The 12,195-nt window shown below is 75.7% G+C and carries 5 protein-coding genes and 1 riboswitch; all 5 genes read left to right on the top strand.

What is annotated here, in order from left to right; all coding sequences use genetic code 11:
* The first annotated feature begins 341 nt into the window (after positions 1-341).
* Positions 342-3,029, top strand: coding sequence for a transglutaminase TgpA family protein (locus QOZ89_RS29390; protein WP_312626744.1), 2,688 nt, complete (start codon positions 342-344; stop codon positions 3,027-3,029).
* A 180-nt stretch (positions 3,030-3,209) separates the two neighbouring features.
* Positions 3,210-3,602: a VOC family protein gene (locus QOZ89_RS29385; protein ID WP_071054316.1), complete on the top strand. Its 393-nt coding sequence runs from the start codon at positions 3,210-3,212 to the stop codon at positions 3,600-3,602.
* Between the two features lie 405 nt (positions 3,603-4,007).
* A complete protein-coding gene (locus QOZ89_RS29380) occupies positions 4,008-6,812 on the top strand; it encodes a PASTA domain-containing protein (protein ID WP_312626741.1) in 2,805 nt (934 codons plus the stop codon).
* Positions 6,813-7,053: 241 nt separating this feature from the next.
* Positions 7,054-7,165, top strand: a riboswitch (SAM riboswitch).
* A 56-nt stretch (positions 7,166-7,221) separates the two neighbouring features.
* Positions 7,222-8,238 (top strand): DUF3293 domain-containing protein, encoded by a 1,017-nt coding sequence (locus QOZ89_RS29375; protein WP_071054320.1) that lies wholly within the window; start codon positions 7,222-7,224, stop codon positions 8,236-8,238.
* Positions 8,231-12,100, top strand: coding sequence for a hypothetical protein (locus QOZ89_RS29370; protein ID WP_312626738.1), 3,870 nt, complete (start codon positions 8,231-8,233; stop codon positions 12,098-12,100). Before QOZ89_RS29375 ends, QOZ89_RS29370 begins: the two co-directional genes overlap by 8 nt.
* Positions 12,101-12,195 lie beyond the last annotated feature (95 nt).

Raw genomic sequence — 12,195 nt, 5'->3', positions numbered from 1 at the left:
ACCTGCGCCGCCGCGAGCGTCGCGAGTCCCCGTCCCGGTCGGGAGGATCCGCGAGGCGTGGGGGCGGGACCGACTCGCCGACCGCGCCCACAGTGCCCATGGCCAGGCTGTCCGAAGCGGCGACGGCGGCGACGCCCGTTCCCGTGCCCCAGACGGACGCCGACCGGGGGGGCGCCGATGGCACCAGTGGCGGCGACGGTGCCGGCGCCCCCGATGCCGCCGGCGCCGCCGGGAGCCGCGAGAGGGGGAGGCGAATCACGCCCGGCGAGCGCGGCCGGCAAGCCTTCGGCGGAGCGGGACCTCGCCGTTCGCGCGTCACGTTTGGCCTGGAGCGGCGCGGGGTGGCGCGGCCGGCGGAGCGTTGGCCGCGTCGCGTCCTCGCGCTGGCGCTCGTCGCCGCGCTCGCGGCGGTCGACGGCTGGGGCTTCCTGCGGCTGTTCTCCCCCGCCGACCTGCGGCTGGCCATCCCAGCGGCCGCGGCCGGGCCGGTGGTGCTGGTCGGAGCGGTGTCCTGGCGGCGAGGCCGGCCGGCGCCGTTCGCGCTCTCGGCGCTGCTGTGGACGGCCGGATTCGTCACCACCGCCGGGGCGACGATCGCCGCGGGAACCCCGTTCGACCGCCTGGCGGCGGTCCGCGCCGGCGTGACGAACGGGCCGTCGCGGCTGCTCGACGTCGTGGTGCCGTCCCCGGCTGAGCCTGACCTGCTCGTCGTTCCGGTCCTGGTCACCTGGCTCGCCGCCGCCGTGGGCGCCGAGCTGGTCATGCGCACCAGGACCCGGTTGCTGCCCGCTCTGCCGGCGCTGTTCGGGCTGCTCGCGGGGACGGCCGCCTCGCTCCCCGCGGCCGGGTCGAACCTCGCGCCCGCCGCGGCCCTGACCGCGCTCGTGGGCCTGCTCGCGCTGGCCCGCCGGCCGACGGCGGCGGACGACGCGGCCGGATCGGCCGGCGCGCCCATAACCTCCGGGGCACTGACGACAACGACGGCACCGACCGCACCGACGGCGGAGCCGGCCGTCACAGCCGTCGGGCCGGGCTCATCCGCATCGGCCGGCTCCGCGCGGGCCGACGAACCACCGCCGCGGATCACGCTCGGCCCCGACCGGCCCTCGCGGCTGCCGGGGGCGGCGCGGGCGACGGTGGCGCTCGCGGTGGTCGTGGCCGCGGGGCTCGCGGCGGGAGGGCGGCTGCCGGCCGCGCTCCACGCGGGCGCGCCGGTGGACCCGCGGGCGTACAGATCCACGCCGGCCGCCCCGGTCGACGGCCTGAACCCGCTGTCCGCGCTCGCCGGCTGGAGCACCCACCCGGACGAGGACCTGTTCACCGTCCGGCTGACGGGCCAGAGCGCCGGCCCGGTCCCTCTGCGGCTCGCCGTGCTCTCCGGTTTCGACGGCGCCACCTGGACGTCGTCCGCCAGCTACACCCGGGCGGGCCGGGAGGTGCCCGCCACCGGCGGGACCGGCGCCGACCGCGGCGGCGCCCGGGTCACCCAGCAGGTGACGGTCACCGGTCTGACCGGCCAGCTCCTGCCGGCACTCGACCGCCCGGTGGAGCTCGACGCGCCCGCCAGTCCACCTGCCGCCGCCCCCACCACGGCGCAGCCGCGGGACGCGGGGTCCGGCCAGGGCGTGAACCGCGGCCCGGCACCAGGCGCGACCGGCTCGACCGGCGCAGCCGGCTCGGCCGCCGGGACGGAGACGAGGACGGCGGACGCGGGCAGCGGCGGCGGCTTCGCCGTCGACCTGACTGACGGCCTGTTGTTGCGGACGGTACCGCTCGCCGCGGGTGAGCGGTTCACCATCGTGTCCGCGCCGCGGCCGACCCGCTCCCTGAACGAGCTCGCGGCGCTCACCACCGCCACCGCGGCGACCGCCAGCACGGACGCCGAGTACCTTGCCCTGCCGGCCGACATCCCGCCGGTACTGCGCGCGCTGGCAAAGGTCGCGGCTGGCCAGGGCAACGGCCCGTTCCAGCAGGCAGCGCTGCTACAGCACTACCTTGCCACCAACTTCCGGTTCGACCCCCAGGTGCCGCCGGGGCACTCGCTCGCCCATGTCGAGCACTTCGTCGCCGACACCCGGCGCGGCACGTCCGAGCAGTTCGCGACCACGTTCGTGCTGGCCGCCCGCATCCTCGGACTGCCGAGCCGGGTCGTGGTCGGCTTCGCTCCCGACGCGCAGGCGAGGCCCGCGACGGTCGCCGTGACCGGGCGGCAGGCGCTCGCCTGGGCCGAGGTCCGCTTCGACGGCGCGGGCTGGCTGCCGTTCTTCCCCACCCCGGCGGCGACCGACGCCCGGGGCGCCCCGCTCGCGGGCTCCGCCCAGGGCGAGTCGGCGGTGCAGGCCGCGGCGGTGGACGCGGCGGTCCGCGGGCCGCTGACCGCCCCGGCGGCCGCGGCCCAACCGGCCATCACCGTCGCCCCACCGGCCGGCCGGGCCACGGACATCCACGGGTTCCTGTCGAAGGCCGGGCTCACCGCCGCCGCGCTCATCGCCGGCTACCTGCTGGTCGCGTTCGCGCGTCCGGCTGCGCGCCGGCACCGGCGGCTGTCCGGCCGCCGCCGGCCGCGCGAGCGGGTGGTCCTCGCCTGGGCGCACGCCCTCGACGCGCTGGCCTCGGCGGGTGTGCGCATACCCGAGTCGGCGAGCCCCGCGGAGGTCGTCCAGCTCGGCGCGGTCGCGGGCGGCGGGGCGGGTGACCACAGCGCGGGACGCGGGTCCAGTCTGAGCGCCCTGCGCGGCCTCGCGAACCTGGCGACGCTCGCGCTGTTCGGCCCCGGCCCCGGCCCCGACGCCGGCACCGGCACCGGCACCGGCAAGGCGAACGGCGAGAGCGTCCAGACGCGGCGGCCGCCAGCCGGGCCGGGCGCCGCCGGAAGCCCGTCGGTCGGCTGGGAGGGCCCCTGGGGCGCCCGCGCGGCCGACGAGGCACGACGCCTGGCGAGCACCGTCGAGCGTGCCGCCCGGCGGTCGGCCTCCCCGCGTCGCCGCCTCGCCACCCGGCTGGCTCCTCGCCGAGTCCTCGGCCGGTAGGGCTGGCGCTTCGCGCCAGCCGTCGGGCGCTGAGCGCCCTCTGACGTGGTTCCGGGCCGATGCACTTGACCGTGGCCGCGCTGGGTTCGGTCCGGTCAGATGGCTGAGTTGACGCCGCGCTGAGGCGCCGTCGCCATCGGTGGCTGGGCCGGCGCTGGTCTCGGCCGATAGGTTCGTGGTGTGCGGCTGGGACTAGTGGCATTGATCGTCGAGGACTACGACCCCGCGATCGCGTTCTTCACCGATGTGCTGGGCTTCGAGCTGGTCGAGGACTCGCCGGCGGCGACGAACAGCGGGCGCCCGAAGCGCTGGGTCGTGGTGCGGCCGCCCGGCGCCGAGACGGGAATCCTGCTCGCCCGCGCCGACGGTGAGCGCCAGGCGGCGGCCGTCGGCGACCAGGCCGCCGGCCGCGTCGGTTTCTTCCTGAATGTCGACGACTTCGAGGCCGCCTACCAGCGGCTGCTCGCCGCGGGCGTCACCTTCATGGCCGAGCCGCGCGCCGAGCCCTACGGCAAGGTGGTCGTCTTCCTCGACATCGCCGGCAACCGCTGGGACCTCATCGGCCCTGCCTAGGCCCGCGTCGCCAGCCGGATCCCAGCTCGCCGCTGAAACGCCAGACGGCCAACGCTCACCTCCCCCCGCCGCCGGTTGAATTAGACGCGCGACAATGACGACATATCCCTCGGGACCTCGCTTGCCAACGCCTTCGCCCGGCCGCCACGCCGTCCGCTCATAGGGCCTTCTCATCCGTCGGAGCTATGACGGACGAGGGCCGCGCCGCGGCCGGCCGGCGCCTGACGGCCGCGCCTGGCGGGCGAACACCCAGCATGGCGGCCGACCGCTTTCCGGCGAGTCGGTCGCCAGCGCTGTCGGACCTGTCGGGTATACGACAGAAGACAACCAGACTGTCGCGCGGTGCGTCCTGAAGGAAGGACGCGCTGCCGTCCGACCACATCCAAGGTTGACCCCGGGGGCGACGTGGACTCACGCGGAGGCGGGGCCGGCTCGCCCGCGCTCAGGCCAGGCCTGTCCGCGGGCAACGAGTCCGCCCTCCCCCACGATGGCGGCTCGGATCCGAGCCTCGAGCCGCCCGACAGGCCGCTCGCGGCCATGCGGACGCTTCCGCTGCCCGGCAATCCGCTGCGGCCGTCGGACCCGCGCGAGCTGGGCGGCTACGAGCTGCTGGCCCGGCTCGGCGAGGGCGGCATGGGCACCGTCTACCTGGGCCGCTCGCCGGCCGGCCGGCGGGTGGCGGTCAAGGTCGTGCGCGCCGAGCTCGCCGACGATCCCGAGTACCGCGCCCGGTTCCGGCGCGAGGCCGAGGTCGCCCAGCGGGTGGCCCGTTACTGCACCGCCGAGGTGCTCGACGCCGTCGACCCCTCGGACGGGCCTCCTTACCTGGTCACCGAGTTCGTCGACGGCCCGTCGCTGGCCGAGACGGTGGCGGCGCACGGCCCGCTCGGCTCGGCCGACGTCGAACGGCTCGCGGTCAGCGTGGCGAGCGCCATGGCCGTCATCCACGCCGCCGGCCTGGTACACCGCGACCTCAAACCGTCCAACGTGCTGCTCTCCCAGTTCGGCCCGCGCGTGATCGACTTCGGGGTAGCCTGGGCGCCGGACAGCGTGACGGTGACCAGGGACCTGGTGGTCGGCACCCCCGCGTTCATGGCTCCGGAGCAGGCCCGCGGCGAGCGGGTGACGGCCGCGGCGGACGTCTTCGCCTGGGGCGGCCTGATGATTTTCGCCGCGACCGGGCGGCGGCCCTTCGGGGGCGGCGCCGTGCCGACGGTGCTGTTCCGCATCGTCAACAGCGACCCCGACCTCGACGGCGTCGACGAGTCGCTCACCGATGTCGTGCGCGACGCGATGCGCCGCGACCCGGCGGAGCGCCCGACCGCGGGCGAGATCGTCAGCCGGCTGCAAACGCTCAGCCCGACGCGCGGGATCGTGCCGGTCACCGGGGCCGCATATGTGGCCGCCTCGGGGACCAGCCAGGCGGACCCGGTCGCGCCGCTGGTCTCGACGCGCGCGGAACTCGGCATTCCGGCGGCGCGGGCGGTCTCGGAACTGTCGGCCGCGGGAGCTCCGGACTCCGCCGGCTCCGTGGCCGCGGCGGCCGGCCCGGCCGCCGCGAACGGCGTCGTGCCCACCGCCGGCGCTGACAGCACTGACAGCACTGACAGCACTGACAGTGATCCGCGGGCCATGGTCGCCACCGGCGACGACAATCCCACGATCGGGTCCGGTCCGGTCCTGGCCGGCCTCGCCGGCGACGGCGAGGCCGGCCAGGAGGCCCGCGCTGAGACGCCGGCCCACCTCGGCGCCGGCGGCGCCAGCGCGACCGGCGACGGGCCTGGCCCCAGCGGGCGCGCGCAGACAGACACGGTCGTGCTGCGGGGAGGCCAGGCCAGGGAGCGGACGGCCGAGACACTCGCGCTGGCGGGTCACGGTGACGCGGAGCCGCGCGAGCGGTACGCCGAGGCGCCCACGACCACCGCCGAGCGCCAGTACCGCGACGAAGTCTCCTCACGCCGCCGGCGCGCGCGGCATACCCTGCCCGGCCGCCTGCCCTGGACGACGCTGATCAGCGCGTTCAGCGTGCTGGTCGCGCTGGTGGCCGTCGGCGTCGCGGCCAGGGCCGCGCTGGAGCGGCCAGCCGGCAGGGCGCAGTCGGGTGTCCTCGCCGCCTCCGAGCTGACCGTCCCGGGCGACCTGGTGGGGCTCACCGCGGCCGATGCGGAGAAGCGGCTGCGGGCGGCCGGGTTCAATCACGTCCGCCGGGAGATGACGCCGAACATCAAGGTGAAGGGCACCGTGCTGCAGGTCCGGCCCGGTGGGGACAGCCAGCTGGAGGCGACGGAGACGATCACGCTCGTCGTGTCGGCCGGCCTGGAGTCCATCAGGGTGCCCGAGGTCGTCGGGCTGACCGAGTCCGCGGCGAGGGGGACCCTGCAGGACGCCGGCCTCACCGTCGTGGTGCGGACGAGCACTGGCCCGGCCGTGGTCGGTCCCGGGCGGGTCGCCGCCGTGAACCCGGTCGCCCGCAGCGAGGTGGCGGCCGGCTCGACGGTGACGATCACGGTCATCGTCCCGAGCGGCACCCGGTCGTTGGCGAAGATGCCGGACGTCGTCGGGCAGCCCGCCGACCAGGCGCAGACGACCGTGCGGGCCGCCGGCTTCACCGACATCGCGCTCGACTATGCGGCGAGTTCCGCCGCGGCCGGCATGGTGACCGCCACGGACCCGCCCGCCGGCGGCTCGACAGCCAAGAACGCGACCGTGACGCTGACCGTGTCGACCGGCCCGGGGCACACCACCGTGAACGACGTCGCGGGCCGGCCGGAGGCGGAGGCACGCGCGGCGCTGGAAGCCGCCGGACTCGTCGTCACGGTCAGGTATGACACCGGGCCGTCGGGCGTCGGGCCCGGCCTGGTGGAGACGGTCGACCCGGTGTCGGGCAGTCAGGTCGCGCTGCACAGCAAGGTGACGATCACGGTCGTCAGCACGCAGGTGACGGTCCCGTACACGGTCAATTCCCAACGGGCGCAGGCAGAGAAGACGCTCAACTCATATGGCCTCGACGTGGTCGTGGTCCGGCAGACCAGCGACCAGCCGGTCGGCACGGTGCTCGCGCAGACGCCGGAGTCCGGCACTGTGCGGCGCGGCTCGAGCGTCACGTTGACCGTCGCGAAGGCACCGGACGCGCCCAGCTCCCCCGGTTCCACGACCGGGCCCCCGGCCACCGTTCCGCCTACCGATACCTCGCCGACCGGCGCGCCCTGAGCGGGCCGTCATCGCCGCGGCCGCGTCGGCCAGGGCCGGGGCCAGGGTGTTCCGGGGGCGTGTCGGCCGCGCGCGTCCGGCGCGCGCGTCCGGCGGTCCTCCGCTCGGAGCTGGGCAGGGCGGCACCGAGTGCGGGAAAAATCTGTCAGACCACGCCGGTACCATCACACTGCATTCAGTGGATCCAGCACGGGCAGCACAAACCTTGCGATACGTATACGGAGGTCCTAATCTAGGGCGCGGTCAAGAGGATGGCGTCAAGACCTGGCTCGTCGTCCGGCAACCTTCGCGCAAGGTGCCCCAGGGAACGACCTGATCGTCGTCGGCGACGGCTGGCGGCGATAACGCGGATCTCCCGAGCCGACATGGGCACGGGGGTCCACCGAGGCCCCCGGAGGTATACGTGTCGATGCGTCCGAATCCTGGCCGTGCCGAGTTGTTGGCGCTCCTGGGCGCCCAGCCCGGGGCCACAGCCGCGGCCGCCTCCCGTTCGTACCTCGACCGTCGGCGGGACCTGCTGTCCCACGACCCGGACTGGCGCCGACCGGAGGTCGCGCGACTGGACGATGCCTTCGGCCGGCTGCGCGCCGCGACGGACGTGGAGAGGCGGCTCGCCGGCTACCGGCCGACCCGGGTCCGCGTCGGCGTCGGCGCCGCGACTGTGGTGGTCGCCCCCGCGGCCCGCGGCACCACCGAGGGTGACTTCCCGTTCTCCGACGTCGAGCGTGTCCACGTCCTCACGGCGTTCAACCCGCGTTCCCGGCCGCTGCGCCCGCATGAGAACGCCAGCCGGCAGCGGGCGCTGGCTGGCAGGGTCGCCGCGACCGGCCTGCCCTCCTGGCCGGCCGTCGGCGGCGACGAGAAGAACACCGAGCTCAGCATCGCCGTCGCCGGCCTGACCAGGGCACGGGCGCGGGCGCTGGGCGCCGAGTTCGAACAGGACGCGATCTTCGAGTGGACACCGGCGGCGTGGTCGCTCGTACCCTGCGACGAGCTGGTCACGCCGCGGGAGCTCGGCTGGCGTGTCTCCCGCACCGCGGCGCCGCTGCCCGACCCGCTGGCGGCCCGGCCGCGGGCCGACGCGTCGACGACCGAGGCGGGCGCGGCGCTGGAGACTGCCCTCGCCGCCGAGGCCGAAGCCGCGGAGGCCGCGGCGATCGCCAGGGCCAGGGACCAGGCGGGCGACGCGCCGTCGGCGGGGACCGACCCGGCGGAACCCGGCCAGCCGGCCGTCTCCCCCGCCGGTCCTGCGACGCCGTCGGGCGGGGCGTCCCCCACTGGCCCGACGACGCCGTCGGGCGCCACGCCCACCTCGGACGCCGCGCCCGTCTCTCCAGCGGACGAGCCCGCGTCCCCCCGGCCCGCGAGCGCGGCCAAGGGGGACGCCTCGACCACCCCGCGGGACCACGGGGGCGGCAATGAGTGACGCGGTGGGGTTCAACACCGGGCTCCCGCTCGCCGCGCGGCTGCGCGAGCACGTCCTGCGCCAGCTGGGCGCCGAGGACGAGTGGATCGGCCAGGGCCCGGGCGGAACCGGGCTGGTCTGGCGACACAGCGAGCTCGGCACCCTGCTCGAGCTTCTCCCGGTGCCCGGCGGCGCGTCGTCGGTCGCGGTGCTGCGGGTCACGACGCCGGTCGCGACCGTCGACGACCTCGCGCGGGCGGCCGCGCTGTGCCGGCGGCGCAACGGCGAGAGCACCCTCAACCGCTGGCTGGCCGGCCCCTGGCCCGCCATTCCCTACCGGGACGAAACGGACGACGACGAGGACGAGGACGAAAACGAGGACGACGGCCCGGGCGGCGGCATCTCGCTCCGGGCCGTGTTCCACGGCGACGAACCGACCGGGCAGGCGCCGCCGCTCGACGCGAGCCCGGCGTACCTGGTGGCCCTCCCGGGCCAGGACGAAGTCGATCAGGCCTCCGTTCCGGGAGAGCCCGAAGCGCCCAGTGGCGGGCCGCCGGCGGACGAGGGCGACGAGCCCGAGCCCGGCGGTGAAGACGACCAGAGCAACGTGCTCTACCTGTCCTGCTCGTTCGTCGTCGGGCGGCGCGAGCAGCCCCGCGACGAGGAGGACGAGGAGGAGGACGAGGACACCGACGTCGACGAGATCCTCGGCGAGGAGGGCGGGGCCGTGCTGGCCGAGCTCGCCGTCGCCACGGTCGGCGACCAGATCGCGGTGGCGGTCGGCGCGCTGGACGCCGGGCTCCACGACGAGGTCGCCGGGGTCCCGTTCGTGTACCGCGACGAGGAGGGGCACTCCCGTCCGGGCCGGCACCGGGTCACGCAGTATCACGACACGCTGCATGCCGACGCCGAGACCGACAACACCTTGCTGTGGCGGGGGCTGCTGACCGCGTTCGACGAGCTGCGCTACGACCAGGAGATCGACGGCGGCCCGGTCTGGGGCTCGGGCGACGGGCGCGGCTTCCGGTGCGAGGTGCCGTTCGGCTGGGGGCCGTTCCAGGTCCCGGACGACCGTCCCGTGGAGGTCGTGGCGGCGCGGGAGACGGCGGGCTCGCTGACGAGCGTCGTACGTGCCAGTCGGCAGGACCCGCATCCGCTGGCCGGCGAGGGCCTGGTCATCAGTATGCGGACACCGGTTCACCTGCGGCCAGGCGACGACGTCGCGGGGCTGCTGGCCGCGCTCAACCGCCAGGACGTGGCCGACCCGGGCGGCGCGCACGGCATCGGGGCCTGGGTCATGCACGGCGACCAACCGACCTGGCAGCTCTTCCTGCCGAACGCGCTCGCCTCCACCAGCCAGCTGAGGGCTCAGGGGCTGCTGCGCGAGATTCTGCTGGCCACCGCCGGCGCGTCGCTGCTCGCCCGCCGGCTGCTGCTCACGGACGAGGATCTCACCCGGTTCGACCGTCGCCCGGTCGGCCCGGCCTCCCGGCAACCAGCGGGACTCGCCTTCGCGGCGAGCATCGCCGGCGGCGACGAGCCGGCGCTGGTGCTGGACACGCTCTACTCCGGACTGGTCGGCCCGGACGTCGAATGGTCCGTGATGGACGGCGCCGGTTTCGACTGGTGGCCGCATCGCGGGCGGCAGCGTGTCCGGATGACGCCGCGGCCCGTGCCCGACGGCCGGCGCGCCGGCTCGCTGCGCATCGCGACCGAGGTGGCGACCGGCGCGCGGGCGACCCCCGACCTGTTGCGGCTGCTCGCCCGCCGCAACGCCGAGGACGGCCGCTCGGCCCTGGTCCTCGACCCGGCGGCCGGCACCGTCGAGGCCGTCGCCAGGATTCATGTCGGACCGATGGCCTGGACGCCTGACCGGATCTGGGCACGGCTGATCGCGATCGACCAGCTGGTACGCGCCGCGGAGGCGGCCGTCGAGCTCACCCGGCTCGGCGGCCCCGGGCAGGGCGCCGTCGCGGCCGCGTCGGCGCACCCGACCAGCGGTCCCCGCCCCAGCCGCGACGTGCTGTTCGACGTGCTGCCCGACATCCGTGAGCGGGCGCGCGAAACCATGCCGGACGCTCAGGTACGCCCCCTCGTGCTTCCGGTCGCGCTGACGGCGCTGATGGCACCCCCACACCGCGTCACCAGCCACCAGCCCGGCCGCGCGCTCACCGCCGAGTGGTGGACCCGCACCTTCGACCCGTCGGGCCCGGCCGCGCGCGGCCGCGGCGAGCTGATCGTGACCGAGCACCCGGAGCTCGGGCCGGGGATACGAGCACGTACCTACCTGGACTACCTGCCCGGCGATGTCGACGACCGGGCCGCCTGGTGCAACGACCGCAACCGGGCGCTGCTCGCCGAGGCGACGGTCGACGATCTCACCGTGGTCGGCGGCTGGGGCCTGGACGCGACCGACACCCCGTGCCTGACCACCTGGTTCTTCCCGGAGACGCTGCTCGGCGAGCATCCCGACGAGCTGTCCGCGGCGCTCGGGAAGCTGCTGCGTCTCCAGCAGTGGATCGTCTTCGTCAGCCTCGCCGACTCACCCGTGGCGCCGCTCACCGACACCCGCGGCGCGCAGGAGCTGGCCGCCGGGCTGCCGTCGTTGTTCGGCACGTTCCGCGCCGTGCTCGACTACCCGTCGGGGCTGACGCTCACGGCCCGCGCCGCCGGCCGTACCAGCACTCCGGCCTTCCCCGACGCTCCCGCGTCCAACGGCATTTCCCCGTCCAACGGCACCCCCCCGTCCAACGGCACTTCCCCGTCCAACGGCACTTCCCCGTCCAACGGCACTTCGGCGTCCAACGGCACTTCGGCATCCGAGGGCCTGGCCACGTCGATCGGCTTTCCCACCCCCGCTGACGACACGGGGGAGGTGGTCGTCATCGAGCTGGTACGCCCCTACACGCCGCCGGCGCACGAGGAGCTGATGAGCTCGCCGCGGCTCGCGCAACCGACCAGCGACCCGGGCCGTCCTCACATGCTCACCCGGATCGACGCCCGGCTCGACGGCCTGCGCGGGCCGCTGTCGCTGCTGCTCACCGCGCTGACGTCCGGCAGCCGCACCTGGCTGCCCGACCTGAGCGTCGTCGTCGAGCAGGGCCAGCCGGGGCCCCCGCCTCTCACTGTGCCTGGCCACCTGGGGAACGCGTTCCGGGACAGTCACGTCCGCGACGCCCTCGACCGGCTGTTGTTCGACGGCCTGATCGCCGACGACGGCGACGGCGCGGGTTTTCTCGTGCTCGCCGAACCGAGCGTGTCCACCGAGCCCGGCGGCCCCGCGGCGCGCCAGCTTCCCGGACCGGGGGACGATGCCAGCCCTTCGGGCTGGTCGGCCCAGGAAGACGGGTCGGGTACGGGCCCGGACGCGGGTCTCGGGTTCGGCTCCGAGGCCGAGACCGACATCGGGCTGGCACTCGCGGGGGAGCTGGGGCTTGGACGGCGAGCACGCGGCGCCGTCGCCATCCTCGCCCCGCCTTATCCCATCGACCATCCGTTCTACGGCTCCGGCGTGATGGTTCTCGACGTCCACCTCGACCCCGGCGTCACGTCGGCCGCCGGACTCACCCGGCTGGCGCAGGCGGGCCGTCCCGGTGGGCTCGGGGACTCGGATCTCACCGACCGGCAGGCGGGCGACGCCGAGCTTGCCGCGGCGCTCACCGCCGTCGGCGGCCTCCCTCCGATGGCGACCTGCGGTGCGTGGATCGCGCATGACAAGACGGGGACGCTCACCTACCGGATCTGCGTCCCGCCCGCGTGCCTCCTGTGGCCCTCGCCGGAATCGGTCGGTTCCGTTGTCGGCACGGCCTGGCGTATCGCCATCGACCAGGCCCACGCCGCCGCCCGCCTCTTCACCGCCCCGCTGGCCCAGCCGGCCCCGTAGTTCCGGCTCGGTGGCCTGGGCCTGCGCCGAGCGACCCGGGTGCCGCGGGATCACGCGGCCGTCTAGGCCCGGATCCCGGATTCCTGGCCAGGTGC

Origin of the sequence: Pseudofrankia coriaricola (assembly GCF_032027725.1) — a bacterium.
GTDB lineage: Bacteria > Actinomycetota > Actinomycetes > Frankiales > Frankiaceae > Pseudofrankia.
The sequence above is the reverse complement of the archived record's forward strand: the minus strand, read 5'-3'. Positions and strand labels throughout refer to the sequence as shown.

Coding starts and splice junctions, on each gene's coding strand:
- QOZ89_RS29370 (WP_312626738.1), top strand. CDS start 8,231: ATGAGTGACGCGGTGGGGTTCAACACCGGGCTCCCGCTCGCCGCGCGG.
- QOZ89_RS29375 (WP_071054320.1), top strand. CDS start 7,222: ATGCGTCCGAATCCTGGCCGTGCCGAGTTGTTGGCGCTCCTGGGCGCC.